General features: G+C 50.4%; 10 protein-coding genes and 1 pseudogene. 3 read left to right on the top strand and 8 right to left on the bottom strand.

All coding sequences use genetic code 11. The annotated features are described in order from the left end of the window. Positions 1 to 991: 991 nt before the first annotated feature. A complete protein-coding gene (locus HG66A1_RS25445) occupies positions 992 to 4,843 on the bottom strand; it encodes a mechanosensitive ion channel domain-containing protein (protein ID WP_145190852.1) in 3,852 nt (1,283 codons plus the stop codon). An 831-nt stretch (positions 4,844 to 5,674) separates the two neighbouring features. On the opposite strand from HG66A1_RS25445, the gene HG66A1_RS25440 reads away from it, so the two are divergent. Both HG66A1_RS25440 and HG66A1_RS25435 read left to right on the top strand, forming a co-directional pair. Further along, on the top strand, positions 5,675 to 8,596 hold the full coding sequence (locus tag HG66A1_RS25440) for a tripartite tricarboxylate transporter substrate-binding protein (RefSeq protein WP_145190849.1): 2,922 nt from the start codon (positions 5,675 to 5,677) through the stop codon (positions 8,594 to 8,596). 80 nt (positions 8,597 to 8,676) lie between these two features. Next, on the top strand, positions 8,677 to 10,074 hold the full coding sequence (locus HG66A1_RS25435) for a sulfatase (protein ID WP_145190841.1): 1,398 nt from the start codon (positions 8,677 to 8,679) through the stop codon (positions 10,072 to 10,074). 606 nt (positions 10,075 to 10,680) lie between these two features. Here HG66A1_RS25435 and HG66A1_RS25430 read toward each other — a convergent pair. The 6 genes from HG66A1_RS25430 to HG66A1_RS32180 all read right to left on the bottom strand — a co-directional run bounded on the left by HG66A1_RS25430 (position 10,681) and on the right by HG66A1_RS32180 (position 21,319). Further along, positions 10,681 to 11,763, bottom strand: coding sequence for an HD domain-containing phosphohydrolase (locus tag HG66A1_RS25430; protein ID WP_145190838.1), 1,083 nt, complete (start codon positions 11,761 to 11,763; stop codon positions 10,681 to 10,683). Continuing rightward, entirely contained in the window at positions 11,760 to 15,788 is a 4,029-nt protein-coding gene (locus HG66A1_RS25425) for a PAS domain S-box protein (RefSeq protein ID WP_197996792.1), read from the bottom strand. The genes HG66A1_RS25430 and HG66A1_RS25425 overlap by 4 nt, the downstream gene beginning before the upstream one ends. Before the next feature lie 505 nt (positions 15,789 to 16,293). Beyond that, positions 16,294 to 18,918, bottom strand: coding sequence for a hypothetical protein (locus HG66A1_RS25420; RefSeq protein WP_197996791.1), 2,625 nt, complete (start codon positions 18,916 to 18,918; stop codon positions 16,294 to 16,296). 69 nt (positions 18,919 to 18,987) lie between these two features. Then, on the bottom strand, positions 18,988 to 20,076 hold the full coding sequence (locus tag HG66A1_RS25415) for a DUF1559 domain-containing protein (protein WP_197996790.1): 1,089 nt from the start codon (positions 20,074 to 20,076) through the stop codon (positions 18,988 to 18,990). After that, on the bottom strand, positions 20,066 to 20,917 hold the full coding sequence (locus HG66A1_RS25410) for a DUF4339 domain-containing protein (protein ID WP_145190826.1): 852 nt from the start codon (positions 20,915 to 20,917) through the stop codon (positions 20,066 to 20,068). Before HG66A1_RS25410 ends, HG66A1_RS25415 begins: the two co-directional genes overlap by 11 nt. 258 nt (positions 20,918 to 21,175) lie before the next feature. Next, a complete protein-coding gene (locus HG66A1_RS32180) occupies positions 21,176 to 21,319 on the bottom strand; it encodes a hypothetical protein (RefSeq protein ID WP_197996789.1) in 144 nt (47 codons plus the stop codon). On the opposite strand from HG66A1_RS32180, the pseudogene HG66A1_RS32865 reads away from it, so the two are divergent. Beyond that, a pseudogene (locus HG66A1_RS32865) lies at positions 21,304 to 21,429 on the top strand (AraC family transcriptional regulator CmrA); the annotation flags it as partial. The gene HG66A1_RS32180 and the pseudogene HG66A1_RS32865 sit on opposite strands and share 16 nt — an antisense overlap. Before the next feature lie 74 nt (positions 21,430 to 21,503). On the opposite strand, the gene HG66A1_RS25400 reads toward HG66A1_RS32865, so the two are convergent. Continuing rightward, a complete protein-coding gene (locus HG66A1_RS25400; RefSeq protein WP_145193906.1) occupies positions 21,504 to 22,490 on the bottom strand; it encodes a DUF1559 domain-containing protein in 987 nt (328 codons plus the stop codon). Positions 22,491 to 22,735 lie beyond the last annotated feature (245 nt).

Below are 22,735 nucleotides of genomic sequence, written 5' to 3'. Positions count from 1 at the left end.
ATCGAAACGTTCTACAATTCAAAACGTTTACATCAAACATTAAACTATCAATGTCCCGACCAGTTCGAGAGAATATACACTCAATAACTGGCCGCATAATTCACTCTTTGGGAGTCCGCCAGTCTTGGGCTATCGCAACTCTTAACTCGACTGGTAATTGGGTAGTATCAATCTTAGCAGATATTGTTTTGATGTTTGCATTGTTGCAGTACTGGGGACTCTGCATAATTCAACAAACAACTAAAGTAAATAGCAATTAATAATGAACCGACTGTGCTGTTTATTATGAAATCCTGATATTGTTGCGCGAGTTCTCACGCCTGAGAAAAATGCAGTCCGTTCGGCAACGAAACACAGTGAATCATCACCGTCTGAAATGACTCTTCCATATTGGGAAATTGATTTCGGGATGAATTCACTGTTGGAGATAACGAACTGCGCACGGCCAACCGGTCATAGCTGGCGAGAGAGTGGTTCTACTATACTATCAAGTTGCTCATAATATTTGTGGCAGTTTTGTGGCATTCGTTTTTGCCTTAAATGAATTAATTCCTGATAAAAGTTCTTGACGTTTGATAGAATAAGTCTATTATTATAGTCTCAAACACATGGGAAACCCGGCAACAATTCAGCGGTCAGAGAATCCCCCTCTCTCCGCTTTTTATTGTACAAGACCGCTTTTGACCCTTTTTTCGTAGGACCAGGAGATCATCCGGAATTGAAGATTCTGATTTTGTGCTAGATTGATGCTGATCAGAGAACCGGTTTGACGGAAATAGCTCCGCAAAAAGATTCAAAGCTACTCTCGTACACGTGAGCCAGATGCAACTGGCCACCATCAAATACAAGCTGGGACATCTGGGAATCCAGATGTCCCGGCTTGGTCATTTTTGTCACGGATGATTGCTGGAATAGTGTAATCTGCTATCACTCATGATTGACATAATCATTGAGTGATAAGACTGTCGACATTCGCGGTGGAAGGTCAATATTATGCCGCATCTGCCAGGCCGTCTTCTCTATGTGCTGTCATGTCTGGTGCAGCATTTTTCTTATGCTGCGAACCTTGCTCGGCTGCTTCAAAAGAAACGGAATCTGTAAATGTGCGAATGTGCAAATCCTGTTGGGGAAATGCAATTTCGATACCAGCCTCTTGGAATACCTGTTTGATAGCAACATTCAAATCGTGCAATACGATTGAATAGTCGTCTCTCTTTCCAATGAAAACACGCAATTCCAGATCAAGGGTGCTGTCACCGAATCCCTTGAAAAGTGCAGACGTGCGAGGTTCATTCAAAACGAGTGGATGGTTTCTGGCGACTTTCAACAACAGCTCCCTCGCAGTCGATGGGTCACAGTCGTATGAGATGCCAACAGGAATCACAAAACGCGTAATCGGATCAGATAGAGTCCAGTTGACTACGTCTTCGGTAATGAATCGTTTATTGGGGATAATTGATTCTTTACGATCATAATCGGTAACGGTTGTAGCCCGGATTTGCATCCGCGTCACTGTGCCGGTGACTCCGTTAACGGTCACTGTATCTCCAATTCGAATCGGTTGCTCAAAGAGAATGATTAAACCCGAAACCAGATTCGCGAAGATCTCCTGTAATCCAAAGCCAAGTCCGACCGTCATCGCTGCAGCCAGCCATTGCACACTGGACCATTTGATTCCGACTAAATGGCAGGCCAGAATAAACCCTGCCAAACTTACGATATAACGACTTACCATGATGATGACATGCCGCATCGCAGTATCGATAGGCAATCGCCCCAGGATAGATATTTCCAATAAGCCCGGGAGTGTTTTTGTCGCAACATAAGTGCCGAGTATGGCAATGATGCTCAAAAATAAATCGGCCAAAGTAATGGGGACAATCTGCGGGACCTGCTCAGTAATGGTTTTGCCATCGGCAGTCTGCATCTGCTGATTTGACATTTCAGTAATATTCCAGAGCTCAACGCGATCGAATATCTGTAATGCGGGTAAGACATCAGACCAGACAAACCAGTTACAACAGAGAAACGTCAGAAACGCTGCCCCTCTCACCAGTTGACTCAATTGTTTGCCAACATTCTCCAGTTCATGTGCTGAATCATCAACGGCTACATTATCAGGCATATCTGATTTTAATTTTGACTTCTTAATTCTGAGTCTGAGAAGTTTCTGCTGTCGCATTCGATTCCAGACAACCAGCAAGAGTCTCGTCAAAAGTTCCTGAATCAACAACAGTGCCAGCAGGAAACAGACAACCAGCCACATGCGCTGCAACAGCTGATTCGCGGTGTAAACGTATCCCATATAAAGCAGTGATGCTAATGTGATGGTGAAGCCAACCCCAAATAGATAAGTTACAAACCGAAAGCGATGTCCCCATAAATTGCCTGAGCTTGCAAATGCTTGAGGAATAGCACCCTTGCCTGGTCTCAACGAAATGTGCAGGTAAAACCCAAGAATTCCCAGGCCGGCTAAAAAGGAAATACGTCCCAATGAATTCTGCCACTCTCCACTATGATGACGGGTCAGCATACTGACGATGAACAATGTCGGGAGTGCTAAGAAACTGAAGCGATTTAAGTTTCGGGATAATGGAGCCAGACTGGCTTGAGGCCAGCCAAAATGCTTGTCTGCCAGACCACCTTCGCGACAAATCATTCGAAATAATTCGATCACAAAATAAAATATGGCAACCGAAGTGAATGCATCTGCCAGACCAAGCACCAGGTCCGTGGCGTTTTGATTGAGTGACATCCACCAGCCTACGCACCAGAACATCAACGGCCCTACTGCGGCCAGGAATACTGTGATGATAAATGCCCGGAACGTGGGGATAAACGAGAGATGATTTTCATCCTGAACGCGCTGCCCTGACTCTTCCAGCCATCCTTGCAGACGTTTTCGACTTACAATTAACAGGATGCAGGTCAGTATCAGAAATAAACTGGCAACAGGATAATCTTGCGCATTGCGAGTCGTGCTTTTATAGACGTCATACCAGCTTTGAGGCTTTAAAAAAGATGCTAGTGCATCATAGCTTTTGGTAAACTCTGCTTTCCCAAGTTGATTTGCACTGGGAATCCATAAGATCTGTTCGTCAATATAACTTCGATACGATGTTGTTTCCTCAATCAATTCGCGCGACACTAATTCGAGATTACTGAGATTGTCGTGGTAGGTATGATAGTCCAGAATCAGGCTGTCCAGATATTGACGGCGATCTTTAATCAGTTCCCGGACAATTTTTTCAAGTTGCTGAGGATGCACCTGGTCTGAGTCGACATCGAGGTCAACCAGTGTCTGCTCAATGGTCTTTTCATAATCGCCTAACTGTGATCGATCATTTTCTAATTCAAGAAGTGCTACTTGTGCAGCTTGCATTTCCTGTTCACTGAAAACAATTCTCTGTTTATGAATTTCAATGGCGGGTAAATGGTCTCGACGGTTTCTGAGCAGCAAACCAATGGTTGGGGTCATCCCATACACTTCGATCTTCTGTTTGACTGACTCGAAGTCCTCTTTTAATTTCGTCAACTTTTCCTGAACGCTCAAAAGATAGCCTGCAGGACCTGAGACGAGTTCAATACTCTTAGTCAGTTTCGTTCGGCTTTCAGCCAGCAGAACATTTTTTTCTGCATATTCCCGAACTGCCGGATGGGCATTGCTGGCTGCTGTTCTCGCTTCTGCTGCCTGTCTTTTTGATTCAGAAGAACGGAAGTCGTTCACAATAACCTGGTGCTTCTCAACCAGTTTTTCTGCTTGCGAAACCTCACGTTTAGCGAGATCACGTTTAACAGGGAACAATTCGACTAAGGCATCAGATCGATTGATCTCGGCATCAATCATTAAAAGCTGTTGCTTTAACGCCGCTTGACGGGCCTTATTCTCAATGCCAATCACATACGCTTGCTGTTCAGAAGATGATTCGCTGCTGGCAGGAGTTAATTCGGTAGTTATTTTCTCCAGCTGACTTTTAGTGCCTTCTTTTAATTTAGTCAGTTCTGTTTTGCGATTTGTTCGGTCCTTCGAATTCAAATCTTTTTCTGCCTGAACCAGTTTGGCCTGAGCCGCTTTTAAAGCGTCTTTGGCTTGTCCTAACTGCTGTTCAAGCTGAGCGAGTGTGGCATCTGCCTTAAGCTCAATCTTGGTGACTTCAACCTCTGTCTCGAGCTTTTCTTTTAACTGCTTGAGCAATTCCGGAGCCTGCTTGATCTCGGCTTCAAACTGAACTGTCTTAGCCTGATACTCTTTGGCATTTTCAAGCCATTTGATTGCCTGGTTTAAGTAGGCGAGATATTCAGTCTTTTTCTGGCTGTCTACAGATTCCGAACTTTCAAGATTTTTGATGATCTCGTTGACCTTGTTGACAGTCAACTCATCCTGCAGGATGGAATTCTGCTGTGCCGGCGCTTCTTCAGTCCCTTTCTCTCCCTGCGGGGGTCCCTCAGCCTTGTTATCTTTGGTAGACTGGGTGTGACTCATTTGCAGGATTGATTTGGGAGCATGATCGGTTGTTTTAAAATGCGCCTTGGGAACTTCACTCTTCAGAGTGGGTGTGGCTCCGAATGGATCTAGTGTTTTTGCACTTGAACGCGCGGGTTTGATTCGATTGTCCCACTTGTCCCTGGTCTGTGATGCAATGCCTTGATTGGTCCGAGGACTGCGAAAAATATCATCAACCTCAACCAGAGGTTTTTCTTTCCTGGTCTGCTGTGCCGTACCGGATGAATGCTGAGCATTCCCCTTCGTTTGCCGAGTCAGCGGTTCCCACGTTTGAGCATGTGATTCGTTGCTAAGACAAAAGAACACAGCAGTCAGCAATACAAGACTAAGTTGTCTCATTAGTAAACCTGTTGAATTAGACCATTTGACCGCCCTGGAAATGGAGCATGAGGCGGTCGAGATATGAAGTTCGATGTATAGATCTTCCACCACAATGTTTGGCTGGATTGAGCGAAAACGGACAGTGGGGTTAGATTTAAAGAAGACAGAGAGATGGTTATTAGAGTAGGAGAGGAGAGGCCAGCAGGATATAGAAATAGACCATCCCGGTAAAGGTTATTTTCCATGGGGCAGGTCGCAGCGCACTATCTGGAAAGCTCGAGTCAACATTACTGCCGCTGTGCCATCCAATCCAGCAACAAAAAACATCGCATGCCTGGAATCCTGCACTGTTGGCTACTGCCGTGATCGTAAGGGCCTGGTCAACGTGATTAAGAAAAGAGACAATCAACAGATCACTGTACGAGGGTAGATAGAACTCGCGCGATCTTGTCAGAAATATAAGACAAACAGCAGTGTGAACCTGTCAGTGAAAAGTTCGAAAGCTGTGGGTTACCGACAAGTTAATGTAGAAGTTCGAATCTTATAAAGCTCCAGGTATCACACGCCGCCCAGCATCAGTTGATGTTGAAGTCTTTACGAAAAGGGTTTGATACGTCACGATATTCATTATCGGTTTCAAGATATGATGAGTCAGGAAAATGCTATGGGACCATCTGGGCTGAATAGCAGAAAACAAGGATGGAACGTCAGGTGAAATCGAGGGAAGACTAACTCATCTTAGTCCTCCTTCGTAGTCTCGCGTATTGTCGGTGAATGTATTTACTTGTTCAAACTCTGACTGTCTCCGTTGAGTAAAGGGTTAAGCAGACTTCTGCACCAGTACAAAATATGGATGCGATTCAAAACACAATTGTTCAATTATCTTCACCTCTCAGCCTGACGCTGATTGTAGTGGGAACATCGCTTGGTATTTTCGTGGGGGCGATTCCCGGGTTAACCGGTGCCATGTTGATCGCACTCACGTTGCCGTTGACGTTTACGCTCGATCCTCAACTGGCGATGACTTTGTTAGTGAGTATGTATGTGGGATCCATCAGTGGTGGATTGATTACCGGCACACTCCTGCGAATGCCCGGCACGCCTGCCTCTGTGATGACAACGCTTGATGGTTACCCCATGACGCAACAGGGGCAGCCCGGCCGTGCGCTGGGGCTGGGGATTTATGCCTCCCTGGTGGGTGGTTTAATTTCCTGTGTGTTTTTAATCTCCTTATCTGCACCGATTGCCCGCTGGTCAACACAGCTGGGGCCTTTCGAATATTTCTCGCTGGTAATGATGGCTCTGGTGTTGATCGCGACCATTGATGGCGCATCGCTCTCGCGCTCACTCTTTTCGGGAACATTGGGAATATTGGCAGCCATGCCGGGGATTTCCGCAGCCACTGGTGAGGTACGACTCACTTTCGGGTTCACTCCGCTCAATGCTGGTTTCAAGTTGTTGCCCGTTTTAATTGGATTGTTTGCGATCAATCAGGTGCTGCGCGACATTGCGAATATTGATCAAAACGTTCCGCGCGTCTCAGTAACACACAGGGGGCTGTGGCTGACATTCGCAGATTGGAAAAATCAATGGGTGAATATGTTGCGGTCTTCTCTGATTGGAACATTTATTGGAATTCTTCCCGGCATTGGTGCCAACATCGGCTCGATCGCCGCTTATTCCGCCGCCAGAAACAGTTCTAAGACTCCGGAACAATTCGGTTCCGGTTCTGCTGAGGGAATTATTGCTTCCGAAGCCGCCAATAATGCGACGGTCGGCGGCGCTTTGATTCCACTCGTGGCAATGGGTATCCCCGGCAGTGTGATCGATGCGATTCTGCTCGGTGCATTAGTTCTACATGGATTGCAACCGGGGCCGCGATTATTCAGCGAACATCCCGAACTCGTGCATACGATTATGGGAACCTATTTTCTGGCAAACCTGGTCATGTTTGCGGTGATGATAGCATCCGTCGGTTTTCTGGCAAAACTGGTGCGGTTCCCACGCCCTTATTTGTTGCCCATTATTCTCACCTTTTGCATTGCCGGAGCATTTGCACTGTCGAACCGCATGTTCGATGTCTGGGTGATGCTCGGTTTCGGGCTGTTGGGACTGGTATTAGAGCGAAACCGCATCCCATTGGCCCCCTTTGTCATTGGTTTCGTCTTAGGACCGATTGCGGAAGAAAATCTGTCCGCCGGGCTGATGTCATCACAGGGGAACTGGCTACCAATCGTCACCCGCCCCATTTCTTTACTCTTTGTCGTCATCTCAGCCTTATTGCTGTTTGTGCCGCTCGTGCGTCAGTTTCGAAAAAAACGGAACGGCAAACAAGCAACCTTAAAAGACAATACTGCTGAAGAGGCGAGCAGCATCCCTGCGTCAGAAACAGAGAATGAGACTGGGGAGCATACTTCTCACTCAGTCTGGAGTCGATTCGGTTTACCTGTCTGGCATACGACTGCGGTGCTGGCGATTATGGGCATGCTCGTCTTTTTGTATTCCGGCTTCTTTACGAATCAACAGGGACTGACACCGTTTCCGCAACGCCCTATTCAGGCTGTCGTGCCGTTTTCTGCAGGAGGTGGCACGGACCTGTTTGCCAGAATCATTCAAAAGTCAATCACCGAGGACCAGCTGCTGAAACAACCAGTCGTCATCATCAATCAGCCGGGGGGCAGTGGTACGATTGGGAGCCGCTATGTCAAACAGGCGCGGCCTAATGGATACAGAATACTCTGTAATCATGAAGGGATTATTACCTCGAAATACTCCGGAAAAGTGAACTTTGGTCCGGAGGCTTTCGAGCCGATTGCGCAGACGGGAGAGATCAATCTGGTGGTTGCCGTGCAGAAAAATGCCCCATACAAAAATCTGGCTGAGCTATTGCATGATTCTGAGAGGCATCCGGGTGAAGTTCAATTCGGAACCAATTTCGGGGCCCTCGCCCATTTCGCTGCCAAAAAGATAGAACAGGCATCGGGGGGCGAATATTTTAATTATGTGCAATCGGGAGATGGGCAAAAGCGATACACCATGCTCATTGGTGGCCATATCGATGCTACCATATTTTCGCTGGCAGAATTTCTGTCCTATCAGGGAGACGGGCAGATTCGCGCTTTGGCAGTCTTGTCTGACAAGAGGCAATCCGCTCTGCCGGAGGTTGCGACGGCGCGCGAACAGCAGATCGATGCCGTAGTGGGTAACTCGTTTTACTGGTGGGCACCTGAAGGGACTCCACAGGAGCGAATTGATCTGCTGGCAGATGTACTGGAACAGGCGATGCAATCTGATTCGGTGCAGAAAAGTTTGCAGGCGTTATCGATTGAACCGGTGTTTTATCGGGGCGAGAAACTAGATGAGCACATCAGCCAGAGTGAGAAGAAATTCAGCGAACTGGTTTCCGGCTCAACAGTTCGACTGCCTGATTTTCCTTTCTACATTATTCTGGCGACGCTGTTTTTGATGAGCATCATCGTTGTACAGGGAATCTTTCTCAGCCCAACACCGTCAGTAAATAGTCCCTCAAGCAGCAAGCCGCGCATCTGGCTGGCCGTTTGTTGTTTTGTACTGCTTTGCTGTTATGTACTGGTGTTAGAGCAGAGCTGGCTCAATTACTGGTTGGCGACGGCATTGATGATTGCAGTCACGGGAGGAACTATGGCAAAATGGAAACCGAGCTATCTGCCAGTTCTTATCGAACTCGCTTTGTTGACTGGTCTGGGGACAGAAATAGTGTTCACATCAGTCTTTTCTGTTGTACTCCCCTAACTGGTCCATCCCAGCGCAGAAAAATAGAACTCACGCAGAGTATTTTCAACCACGAAGTCTCTTAATACGAAGGCTGTTTCATGACGCGCCCTAATATTTTATGGTATTGCACCGACCAGCAACGGTTTGACACGATTGGTGCACTGGGGAACGCGTATGTGAAAACGCCCGTGGTTGATTCACTCGTGGCAGAGGGTGTCGCCTTTACACACGCTTATTGTCAAAGTCCCATCTGTACGCCCAGCAGGGCAAGTTTCATGAGCGGCTTGTATCCCTCGCGCTTACACAATACCAGAAATGGCAACGATACCTTTCCTGACTGGCCTCCCCTGATCAGCAAGCTCATCGCCGAGAGTGGTTACCTGTGCGGGTTGATTGGAAAATTTCATTTAGTGAGCGCCGGCCATCGCGCGGAACCTCGGCTGGATGATGGTTTCACAGTCTGGCAGCACAGCCATGCTCCGCGTGATGACTGGCCTGCAGGCACACACGATTATGCCGACTGGGTGCGTGCACAAGGTAAAAGCCTGGATGACATGCGGAACAGAAAAGAGAATGTGGACCCCGAATACCATCAGACAAAGTGGGCCTCTGATCGGGCGATCGAATTTATCGAACAGGATCATCAACAACCCTGGTTGCTGAATATCAATGTCTATGACCCGCACCCTCCATTTACACCTCCTGAAAAATATGCGCAGCTGTTCGACCCGACCGCGATGCCCGGCCCCCATTTTGAGCAGTCTGACAAGGCGACCCAGGAACTGCTTTCCCGCGTTGATTTTCAGCCAGTCACGATGTCTACGGAAATCAGTGAGCTGAAAAAAGTTCAGGCACTGTATTACGCCATGATTGCTCAAATCGACGATCAGTTTGCGCGGATCCTGAGCGCATTGGAATCAACAGGACAGCGAGACAATACGGTCATCATTTTCACTTCAGATCATGGTGAGACGTTAGGAGATCACGGGCTGGTACAGAAGGGATGTCGATTTTATGAAGGATTGATCCGGGTCCCATTGATTTTCTCCTGGCCGGGACACTTTGTGGCCAACCAGCGGGCCACCGGGCTTGTGGAATTACTCGATCTTTCTGCCACCTTACTCGATCTAACCGAGGTTCCCATCCCAGACTATCATCAGGGGCAGAGCCTGCTCCCTGTACTCACGGGCGAACAGACAGGCGCACACATTCGCGAGAGTGTTCGCTGTGAATATTTTGACGCACTCGATCCGTTTTTCACGGGCGGAGAAGGCAGTTTTGCGACCATGTATCGCGACGACCGCTATAAATTATCTCTGTATCACGATAAGAATCTGGGCGAGCTTTACGATTTACAAACGGACCCCTGGGAACACCACAACCTCTGGGACGACCCGGCACATCAGGCTGCTAAACACGAGTTAATCTTAGCGAGCTTTAACAGCCATGTCGTCTTAACAACCGATGTGGGCTCCAGGCGGATTGCCCCGATGTGATATACCCAGGTCCCGGCTTCGAACAACGACACATCCCGATTTCCAGCGAACTTCTGTCTCAAAAACTGAACAGACTCCTCTTGATCAGCTCTTCCCGAATCATAAAGTGGTGCAATTGTGCTTCGCGCGCGAGGCGGATGATGTGTGCACTGGAATCTGCCGAACAAGTGACTCAGAACCACCTGAATTGCCGTCGATTTTTCCAGTTTTTCACCGGGACATTCATCACCGGTTCCCTCTGTCTCGTAACATTTCAAATCATTTCGGAGCACTTTCAACGCACTTCGCAGCACACTCACCCGGAAGTCACTGCACATTGAGAGCATTTCGTGCTGCTCTCAATCTCCAATTCCGCTTGACCCCCTCACGCCGATTCACAAAATCGAGTCATCATGGGAGAAGCTGACTTGAAGACAGGATAGAAAGCACACGGGAGATCGTCGTAACAGTCCATCTGTCTGCAGAAAGACCATACCGATTCTAAGCAACCGCACCACCGCGCCAATCTGAACATCGCGCAGTCGTTCGCGCAGCACTGTTCCCCTGATGCCGCCTCAATTTCTGGCAGCGGAGTCTGTCATTGACAGGAATGATTCGATGAAATGACTATGCCAGGGCACCGTGCGAGAGTAACAACCGTTTTTCGGCGGTGACGCAACGTTTGCGGGCTTCTTCTTCCTCGTTCTCGCAGTCGGCATTATTTTTTCGGATCTCGATGAACTCGTCTTCCACTTCCAGAAATGCGGCGACGATCTCCGGATCGAAATGACTTCCGGATTCGTTCTGAATGATTTCTGCGGCCATTTCATGGGAATAAGACTCTTTGTAGACCCGCTTGGAAGTCAGCGCGTCATACACATCCGCCACGGCGACAATCCGGCTTTCCAGCGGAATCGCTTCCCCGGCCAGTCCATACGGATAACCATCACCGTCAAACCTCTCATGGTGATGCAGGGCAATGTCATGCGCCATCTGCAGGAAACGGGCATTCGGGAACTGCTTCACTGCAGCCGCTAACGTTTCCGCGCCTTTCAGCGTATGTGTCTTCATCAGTTCGTACTCACTGTCCGTCAAGCGTCCCGGTTTTAACAGCACACTGTCGGGGATCGCAACTTTGCCGATGTCGTGTAGCGGGCTGGTCTCATAGACCAGGTTGATGAAGTTGTCATCCACCTGGTTCTGATACCGGGGCTGTTTCTGCAACTGCAGAGCCAGTACCCGACAGTAGGAACGTACCCGCTCCAGGTGCGCACCAGTTTCCGGATCGCGCGACTCTGCCAGTTTGGCCAGGGCGAAGATCGTCATTTCACGACTTTCCAGGCCAATAATCCGCTGCCCCACATTCGCCCGCATCAGGAGCTCTCCCGGATGAAACGGCTTCGTCACGTAGTCATCGGCGCCTGCGTGTAACCCGCTGATGATATCTTCCGACTGGTTGTTGGAAGTCAGCATGATCACGTAAATGTAACGGTTGAGGTTGCTGTTCCGGACTGCCTTACAGAACTCGATTCCGTTCATGACCGGCATTTCCCAGTCGCAAATCACCAGTTGGACCTGGTTCTGACTTAACAGCTCCAGCCCTTCCTGGCCGTTACCGGCTGTAAGCACCTCGTAGCCACCTTCCAGCAGCGTGTTTTGAATGGCCAGGCGGGCCAGGGAATCGTCGTCGATTACTAATGCTTGCTTCATTTCGCGTTCTCGTTGATTGATTGAAATTCTTCTCGTAGTTTAGGCAGGCTGTCCAGGCACTCCTGCATTTCTGCAACCACCTGCTTGATCAGTTCGTTAATATCATCTGTGTATGACTCATTCTGACTGGCCTTCTCGACCTGGAGAGAAAGGTCATATAACGGAGAGGCACACAGAATTCCTGCCGTCCCCTTTAACGCATGTGCCGCATCCGCGATTCCTGTCAGATTCCTCTGATTGGCATTCTCTTGAATCTCAGTGATGCGGTCGGGGCCGACGGCCTCAAGTTCGTTCAGTAATGAGTTGGCAAAATCCAGGTTTTTAAAACAGCGTTCCCAGAGCTGCTGACTGTTAATCGGCGACTCGGCACGGCTCTGCTTGCTCTGATCACAATCCGCGCGGGACGAATCAGAAGAATCCGGCTTCTGTTCTAGCAGTCGTGCGAACACTTCTCGAATCTGATTCACCTGAACCGGCTTACTGAGATAATCATCCATCCCGGCCTGCAGACAGACTTCGCGATCCCCTTTCACCGCATTCGCGGTCAACGCCACAATGGGGATGTGACCGCTCAAAATACCGTCTGCCTCCAGTTGACGGATTTGTCGCGTGGCTTCAAAACCATCCATCTCCGGCATCTGACAATCCATCAGAATCAGGTCAAATTGACTTCGTTTGACCGCTTCAATTGTTTCGAGTCCGTTCAGAGCCGTTTCACAGGTGCAGCCCAGTTCTTTGAACAGCTCTTCCATATACATCTGGTTGATACTCTGATCTTCTGCAATCAGTACATGGACCGCCGGGAGTACCGGTTGGTCCTTTCTTGGAGATTCCTCTGCAGACTCCGTTGTTTTCAGGCCACCGTGCTCTCGGCCGTTCAATACACCGTCGATCACGCTCAACAACTGACGACGATGCAGTGGTTTGCAGATCGTCGCGTCAACCTCACGCTTGTGCTCTGAATCCAGCTGGTCCTCCAGAGAATTGAGCAGCAGCACGGTGTGAGGCAGACCCTCCCGGGAACTGTTCCATAACTTCAGCTCATCAGGTCCGGCCAGCTCGGAGTTCACCAGCACCAGATCATAGGCAACGTTGTTCTGTGTACCGGCTTCGATCGCTTCTTGCACTTCAGCGAACGTACTGACTGCCACTGCATCCAGCTTTAACTCCAACGCGTACTCACACAGAATCTGTCTCCAGGTCTGATTCTCTTCTGCAATCAGAGCCCGTTTACCCTCCAGACTGGAAGTCTGGGGTGATGTCTCTGTCTTATCTGAGATAACCTGGAAAGGAATCTCAAACCAGAATGTCGAGCCGGTACCCGGTTCGCTTTCGATACCGATGGTCCCACCCATCAGCTCTACTATTTCCTTCGAGATCGCCAGCCCCAGTCCGGTGCCCCCATAGTTTCGCGTCGTCGAGGCATCTGCCTGTGAAAACGACTGAAACAGGCGGCCGATTTTCTCTTCCGAAATGCCGATACCGGTATCAGAAATCGAGAATCGCGCCCTGAGCTGATCCTGAGTGGTACGTACCGATTCAACACGTACCACAACTTCACCCGCTTCGGTAAACTTGACCGCATTTCCAATCAGGTTCACCAGAACCTGACGCAGGCGGTTGCTGTCTCCGTTTAGCATACGCCGTGAAGCGGGATCGACATAATAGGGGAATTCAAGCCCTTTTTCTGCGGCTCGCCAGGCCATGGTCGATACGGTATCGATCATCAGCTTTTCGAGGTCAAAGGCCTGCTGGTCCAGTTCCAGCTTCCCGGCTTCAATCTTGGAAAAGTCGAGAATATCGTTGATCAGATACAGCAGTGATTCCCCACTGGTCCGACAGGCATCCACAAACTGGTGTTGTCTTTGATCGAGTTTCGTCAGGCCCAGCAGCTCAGTCATGCCAATAATGCCATTCAAAGGCGTGCGCAGTTCATGGCTCATGTTGGCCAGAAATTCACTCTTCGCCCGACTCGCCTCCTCGGCAGTCTGCTTGGCAATTTTGAGACTTTCTTCGGTCGCCTTCTGCGATGTCACATCCAGCACGAAACAGAGGCAGAGGTCATCCGCTTCGTCCAGCATGGTCACGCCAATCACCACTGGAATTCGTGTTCCGTCCTTGCGGAGATACTCTTTCTCGAACGGTTTGGCATGTCCCGTCTGGCTCAATTCTTCAATCGCGGCCAGGTCCATTGGTGCCCACTCGGGCGGCGTTAACTCTTGCCAGTTGAGTTGGTTGTCGATGGCATCTTCATAGCTGTAGCCCAGAATTCGCAGCAGTTCATCGTTGATCTGTTCGATTCTGCCATCCAGCCGGCAGGTCATGATTCCTAAAATGTCGGCAGTCAGTAACCGCTCGAACTGACCGGTGGCCTTGCGTAATGCCAGCTCCGATTGCTTACGCGCGGTGATATCAACCTGTGTCGCGATGAAATTGACCAAAGTCCCCGCCTCATCGAATACGGGATCGATTTTGACTTCCACCCAGTATTCTCGCTGCTGCCGATCATAGTTAATGATCTCAACCGCCACACTTTTCTGCTGTTGCAGATGGTCATGCATTACAGCCGTCGTTTCCGGGTCTGTATTTGGGCCCTGTAAGATCTCCCCCGGTTTTTTGCCTTCGATTTCTGCCAGTTCATATCCGGTCAACTCGCTGAATGCGCTGTTCACCCACTCAATCCGCCCCTGGGCGTCGGAAATAATCACCGAGTGCTGTGTCTTGCTGGCTACCAGTGACAGTTTTTCGACCTGATCGTGGTACTGTTTCAGTTCCTCAGCCGCGTCTTTGCGTTCCTGAATGTTTTCGACGACAGAGATGAAGTGCTTGGGTTCTCCCGTAGGATGTCGTACCAGGCAGACCGTCAGGTTAATCCAGACCTCGGAGCCGTCTTTGCGGAGATACCGCTTTTCCATTGAGTAGGAGTCGATTTTACCTGCTAACAGTTGTTCGACATTATACAGGTCGGCTGCCAGATCGTCCGGGTGCGTAATCTCCTGGAACGTCAGCTTCATCAGTTCATCACTGTCGTAACCAACAATCTCACACAGCCCGTTATTGACTCGCAACCAGCTGCCATCAGGGGCGACCAGCGCAATGCCGATGGCAATCTGCTCGAACGTACTGCGGAAATTCTGTTCGCTTTCCAGGAGCGCATTCTCCTGAAGTTTACTCTCCGTGAAATCGTGGCAGACTCCGATGAATTGCTCGGGGGCGCCATCGTCTCCGTAAGTCACTCTCCCTTCCGCGTGTATGTAGTGCATGCTACCGTCAGCATGAATGATCCGAAACTTCGAATTGAACGGACACCCGGAGGTGATGCAGTCTTCGATCTGATCATCGATCCCCCTGCGATCATCAGGATGCAACAGGTTCAGAAAATCCTGGAAGCGAAACTCCTGCTCTCCCCCATAGACCTCGAAGATATCCTGCGTGCGTTGATCACCATAAAAGGTATTCTGCTTCAGGTCCCATTCCCAGATGCCAATCTGTCCTGAATCCAATGCAAATTCCAGACGGTCTTTATTCTTCTGCAGTTCTTTGGCCAGCAGCGCAGCAGAAGGCAGGTTCAATGCTGCCGGAACCAGACTGATCAACGCCACCACGGTAATCCAGGAGACGACCGCCGTGCACGCTTTGATCAGACCTGAGAAGCGATAGACGGGCCACCAGAAGATACCGGCTTCAATCAGGTGTCCCAGGCCGCAAAACAGAATGAATGCGGCAAACAACCAGATTACTTTGGGAAAAGGCAGGTCCTTCCGCTGTAACATGTAGTACAGCAGAATCACGGGAATCGCGAAATAGGCCCCGAAAATTCCGATATCTGAGATGATGTGTAACCAGCCGTTATCCGATGACCACGTTCCGCAATACCAGCGCTGTGGGAAATCACTGGTATCGAACAGCTTCGAGAAAAAGACGAAGGGCCCCTCAGCCTGGAACGCGTTCTCATCCAGGGAAGTTGCACAATGTCCGGAAGCACACGCTGGGCAGGCTTCTTCAGCCGCAAGTGGCGCGCACATCACAAGTGTGATCAAAACAGCTATGTAGAAATTTCTGGCGGACATCATTTGATAAACGGGTCGCAGGCTGCGTTGATTCAAGGCAAACTTGAAAACGCCCCTTCCTGATTCTTCTTGGGTTTGGTATCACGCTCAGCACTATAGTGGGCTGATGGATGGTTTCAGACAGTCTCTGCGAGCGGCAGCGAGACTGGTTGACTGTTCCGAGCGAATCAAGAAGACCGGTTCACCAGAAGTGAAATAACAGGCAATCGTTAAACCCGGACCATTCGGCACCGTCGGAATAACGAGCGTCAGCAGTTTTCTTCCTCGCTCGCTTAACAATAGAACGCAGTCAAATGGAAGCGGAAGAAAATGTTGTTTTTAAGCAACACCAGGATTTGTCGAAGTTGGGTTAAGCAGATTCGTTCAAGTGATCCAGATATAACGAATTGTTCCCCTGAACTTGTGCACTGGAAGCGTGTCACGCTTCTGACTCTGAACCACCTGGCAAGAAAAGGATCGCTTACGATTCAGAACGCTTCTTCAGTTTCACTCGCACGAAATAGATGACCACTAGAATGAAGAGCAGTACATTGATTGTGAGCACCATTCCCGGTACGTACTTTTTTTTCGGTGTGGGAATGTGTCGTTTGAAGTGGTCGATCATCCGCGGGCTGTAACTGTATGGCGGCAGCATGACCACTGCCGTCTTTTCCTGAAATTCAGCCAGGTTCAATGACTCGTCGTGATCCAGGTCCAGTGCTTTAAATTCTTTTTCGAACTTGGTCCGCACCCGCTGGTAGTGGATGTCGTTTTTGAAACGTACAATCTCCTGGGTCGCAGCGAAGACCTCATCGATCGAGAGCCGACCATCGTCATTTTGATCCAGGCTTTGAAACACAAGTTCCCGCGGTGCCCGGGCCAGGTCGAATTTCACAATAAACTCCCGCTGATCAAGATGCTGGTCCTGATTGAGGTCCAGCTTGTCAAAGTAATCCTTAATCAGGCTCATCCCTAATTGTCCGGTACTCCAGTTAAACTCGTGGCGCGACAGTTTTCCATCGTTGTTTCTGTCCTTTCGTTCCACGTGCCATTTCACCACGGGATTGGTAATGGGAGTATTCATGTATTCATACAGCGATAGCACTCCATCCTTGTCTTCGTCAAATGCTGGAATCAGGTAGGGAGCCAGATCACGATGAAAACCACTGTCACCGGCCAGCTCCGCAGGATCGAGACGCGCATCGAAATTTTTATCGATTCGCTTGAAGTAATAAACCGGATCGATCCAGCATTCACTCGTCGTCTTCCATTCTTCCAGATCTAATTCCTGATCCTGGTTGGCATCCGCCTGTCTGATCAGTTCCTCGACCTTGTTTTCTGCTTGCAACTGGGGCAAAAGTTCCCCGGCACTCAGTCGACCGTTGCGATCCGTGTCCAGATGTCGGAACAGCCTCAGGTTCACCACCCGCCCCGAAGGCTCACGCAACAGCACGCCTTGGGGCGTACGCACCGCATAAGCAATTTCCAGGAACAGTTTACTCTTCTCTTGTGAAAAATTACGATTCCCATTCCATTCAAAAACAGACCCGGGAGGGAGCTGCGTCACTCGATTCAAATGCTTTTTCGTCTCGGATGAACCGTCTTTCTCTGGTGTTTCGGGGGCTTCTGAAGCGGACTGCTTCTCGATATCGTCCTTCTGTGCACGGAACCGTTTTTCCTGCATAGCCAGCAGTTGTTGGACTCGGTCTATCACTGGATCCGGTATCCGCCGCTGCCCCAGAGGGACCGCAGGTGTGCTGAAGTATTCTTGAAATGACATCTTCTGATCCTGATCAAAATCGCCGAGCAGGAATTCCAGTCGACCAACTTTCTGGTGCTCGGGCTTGAGCCGCGCCAGGTACTCTGCCTGGTCCAGCACCTTGTCGCCATTCGTGTCTGCTTTGGCAAACGTTTTGCGGGGCGTCTGGGCATTCGTAGTGAATAAGAACTCGCCCTCATCCAATTGTCGATTGTGATCCAGGTCGAGCAAGTGAAATGATTCACGCACCAGCGAACGGGCAGACAGGCCCAGGTTCCAGTCAAATTCCGCCTCCGAGAGCATCCCGTTATTGTTCGTATCTTTCCGCCCCACATGCCATTTCACTACCGGATTGGTGATCGGCGTGTTGCGGTACTCATAAAGCGAGAGCACCCCGTCGGCATTCGAGTCAAAAGCAGGAATCAGGTAAGGGGCCAGATCGCGGTGAAAACCACGATCACCGGCCAGTTCCTCGGGATTGAGCCGCGCGTCGAAATTTTTATCGATCCGTTTGAAATAGTAATATGGATCGATCCAGCAATCGCGTGTGGACTTCCATTCTTTCAGGCTCAGCTGCTGATCCTGGTTCTGATCTGCCTGCTTGAGCAGGTCCTGAACTTTAGGATCGCTTTTCAACTGGATCTTGAGCTCCGCGGCGTTCAACTGACCGTTGTGATCCGCATCCAGATGGCGAAACAGCATCCAGTTGACCACCCGCCCCGTCGGTTCGCGCAGCAATTCCCCCTCGGGCGTACGTAGCGCATAAGCGATTTCCAGCAAACGGGTGATTTCGTCCCGGGTGATCTGTCCATCTTTGTCCGGGTCCCATTCCGGAAAGAATGTCCGTTCCATTCCGGGAACACTCTCTTTCAACCGTGAGGCCTGGAATTCCTCTTTGCTGAGCCCCCCATCGCCGTCGATGTCCCATTTCGCAAATTGCGAATTCAGAGAACTCACCAGTTCTTTGACCCGGTCTCGGACAGGATCAGGAATCCGCCGTAAATCCGCCGGGACAGCCGGCGTTCTGAAGAATTCCTCAAACGTCATCTGCTGGTCATCGTTGTGATCGCTGATCAGGAACTCCAGTCGGCCCACCTTCTGATGCTCGGGTTTGAGCCGCGCCAGATACTCCGCCTGGTCCAGCACTTTGTCTCCATTCGTATCTGCTTTGTCAAACTGACTGCGGATTTTGAGCTCGGTTGCCTGGGGAATGTCTTTCAGAAAAGAAGCCTCTCGCTGTTCTTCCTCAGCCGCCAATATCGGGGTGAGGAGTCCGCCTGCCAGCAACAGCAGTAAGCCGCTCAATATCGCTGCTTTGGTTGTCAAGAACCGACTGAAGTAGGACATAGGCATGATTTCTGTTTCTATCAACAAGTCGTCTGCATGTTTCGTCTGACCCGTATCTGAATACGGTCTCTATTGGGCCAGCAGTGTGTTCTCAAGCGCCTGCCCCTGGGGGCTGGCCATGGCAGCGTAAACTTTCCCGTCAATCTTCTCGGAGAGAAACTGGATATGTCCGTCACAAAAACCAGCATGCACGCCTCCTTGATGCAGTGAGCTGGGAAACGGAGAATGCCCCTCCGACTTCTTAATCCCCGCGTTGATCGCACTCTCTCCGGAGTTTGCCAGATTGTAATCGACGTTGCCTGCAGCGCAGTTTCCCCCCTTGCAGGGAGTTCCAATATAAAAGCTCGTCAGGTAAGGGTTCGGAGAAGCCCAGTTGGACAAGGGGTCTTGCGGATTGTAACCCGTACGAATATTTTCCGAGATCAACAGCGTGTTGGATGTCCCATCGGTGATGCTGGCCATGGTGTGATGCCGCTGCGCGCGAATTGTACCCTTCCACGTTTCATTGAAAAACAGTCCCATCTGAAAGAACAGTTCTCGGTCGGAGGGCGTGCCGTCCCCTTTCGTCGAGGAATTACAGGTGATCCCGTTCCCGTTCAGATCCAGCTTTCCGCTCAGCGGGCCAATCGGACAATCATGCACGCCACCGATCAGGGCCGAAAATCCCACGCCGCTGTTCACGACATAGGTCAGGTTCCCCTGTCCGGGGACTTCACTGATGTCATCAGGGCAGATCAGTACCGCAATATGCTTATCTCCCAGAGGACCATTGGTGGTCTTCAGGTAATGTTCATCAAAGTCCCACTCGTTATACAGACTTGCCTGATCGATGTAAGGCAGAATATCCACTACCCAGCTGCGGAAAGAACCCACGGTGCCCGGAGTCCCGTCCCCATAGTAGCCACAGGCCGGAAACCGATTGGCACTGTCTGTCGCCTGTAACAGGCCCAGGCTTACATTCCGCATGTTATTTAAACACTGGACCCGCCGCGCCGAACTCCGGGCCGACTGCAGGGCAGGAAATAACAGGGCAATCAGCATACTGATTACTGCAGTGACCGTCAGGAGTTCAATGATGGTATAGCCTCTCCGGGCGCGAAATGACTTCACCTGCCGGGGGGCGACAACAGTTCGAGTACTTCGATAATTACACTTCATCTGCATGCGACTCCAGCCAGCGGGCGGTAAAGAATGTCAGCACCGCCACGAAAATCAAAACGTCCGTGAAGTACATCCAATAGGAAAAAGTCGAACACTCGCCCATCAACGGGAAAAAGAGTTTCGCTTCCGCTTGATTTCGCGCGGGAAAAGACAGGTTCTGCCGTTCGGACCAGTGCAGCAGATACAGCGCTGCCAGCCCAGCCGTGACCAGGGACGCTCCCAGTTTGTATCCCGTCCGCAGATATGTGGTCGACACATAGGACAACAGCGGGACTATCAACACCACGACCAGAAACGCACAGGTCGCATAAACCAGAAACAGTAGCGGAGAAGTCTCACCGACCAACGGGAAATAGACCTGCTCTTCCCCCATCCACTGAATAAAGCCATACACCCCGGCACTTGCACACACCACCAGAATGCAGGCTAGAATCACCATACGCACCGCAGGACGCTGCAGAATGGAGAGGCTGATCTCGGGAACGATCTGCAGGGGCTCCGCTTCCTCCTGCTCTTCCTCTGTCGGTTTCGGGTTACGTGAATCAATCTTATCCACGGCCGCTTTTACCGTGGTTGACCAGGTCTCGTCCGAATAGGCGCCTGTCTCGGCTTCGTCGTCAACATCCGGATCAGCTTCCGATGACATCTCCCCGGTGGGGGCCTCTTCTGCCCGATCAAATAATCCACTGACGGAGTCGGCACGTTGCCAGTCCCCCTCGGCACAGTTGCGGACCAGGGTTTCGGGGCCCAGCTTTGCTTCGCGCATCAGTTCCAACAGTTCCTGAAACGGATACGGTCCCTGAATCTGTTCGTCCTGTTTGAAGTACCAGTCACTCATAATCGGGAGGGATTCCGTCTGTTAAAATATTTCGTCTCGTTGGAAGTGGTTACAGCTGCATGCAGGTACATAGGATTACTGTTCCATAGTACATAGTGCGCGGGCGAGTTCCAGAGCGAAACACTCAAAAACAGGATTTGCATCGTAAGACTATGCCAGTCCAAAGCCAGAAATAGAACAGGGGCAGGACTCTCGGCTTTGAGAGTCCTGCCCCTGTAACGAATCACAATGAGATTGGAATATCAGTCGGGCGGTCAGCTAACCAACGGTCATCCCACCGTCGACCGTCCGTGCCTGGCTTCCCTTGCCGTTGATTCTCTCGGCTAGAGCGGTGCTCCGTTCCATCCGGCGGACAGTCAGCACAATAGTCACCGCTCCCGAAGAGAGCAGCCGAGGCCGCATTCCGCGTCGGCTACCAAAGCTCCTCCCAGTTCAGCAGAGAATACCGCCGCCCCTTCGGCGCACCCCCGCGACAGGACATCGCCGCACTGAGTGTCGAATCGACCGCATGACAGGGACAGCAGCCGGTTGCCAAACTTCCGAGCCCGACATTAGCGACTAACGCGAAATCAACAGCGTCTCCAGTTTAGAATTCACCAATGACCTCTCCGCCGGATCGCGTTGCCAGGTTCTGCATCAGTTCGGTGTTGATGTTATCTGAAATAAACCGCACGTGACCATCACACAACAGGATGTGCGCACCACCGGTATGATAGCTCCGTGGTCCCATCAGCGCCTGAACCGAGTTGCCCGTCAGACAGTCACCCCCATGCCAGTTCGGATTGTAATGGAACGTCATGGCTGAAGAAGGAAAACTTCCCTTGATCCAGGCATCACCCCGGTCGCTGTACCAGACATTATCCGAAGGACCAGCGTTGCAGGCCGGAAAGAGTGATGAATCGCGGATATGCTGTCGCAACACACTCTGAAAGGGTTGCTTACCGTCTCCCAGTCCAATCGTACTTTCCCCCAGGGCGATGGTATTCGTAGTTCCGTCGATAATATCTCGGAATTTAATACTCGATGATTCAAACGAGATTCCGTCCGGCTGTTGCCCAGCACTCGTCAGGGTGATCGAACCATTGTCAACCCGCCCGCTGCCGACATTGAACATGTAGTTGGTGGGACCAAAGCCTTCGGGTGAGATTTTTCCCGCAGGATCAGAGGGACACATAAAAACATTGACCAGGGTCTGTGCTGCCGCCAGGTTGGCACTCCCATCCGCCCGAACCGATCCCCCGAATGAGACCGTATAAGGTGCCTGATTGAAATCAAGCGCGTTATACAGGTTCGCTTCTTCAATAAACGGGGCCAGCATCGCCAGGCCCGACCAGTTGTAATAGGTTCTGCCGGTTCGATTCATGGGGAAACACCGGTGGGCATCAGCATAATTATGGAGTGCAATGCCTAACTGGTGCAGGTTGTTCTTACACTGCGAGCGTCGTGCTGCTTCGCGGGCCTGCTGCACCGCGGGAAGCAACAAGGCAATCAGAATCGCGATGATCGCGATCACAACCAGTAATTCAATCAGCGTGAATCCACGCAGAGAGCGGCGGGTCAATCTGGCGTTCATTGATGTGTTCCTCGATGTTTATAGCTTTGACATGCCGTGCTGCGACTATTAACATGATATTCGTACGAATATTGCAATGTTTGCTAAACAGCCGCTGCAAAGTTGTCACTGGGAAAGAATCTCTCGGTGAGGTGTAAGACATCATTGTCTTACAGGTGAGGGACTTGATAGGCGGAAAAAGTATCGGGTAGGCATCATGCAAAGTAATAGATTGATTAGACGCGAGAGTTAAGGGATCTTCAAGT

Origin of the sequence: Gimesia chilikensis, assembly GCF_007744075.1 — a bacterium.
GTDB classification, from domain to species: Bacteria; Planctomycetota; Planctomycetia; order Planctomycetales; family Planctomycetaceae; genus Gimesia; species Gimesia chilikensis_A.
Note: the sequence above shows the minus strand (reverse complement) of the source record. Positions and strands in the feature narration are given on the sequence as shown.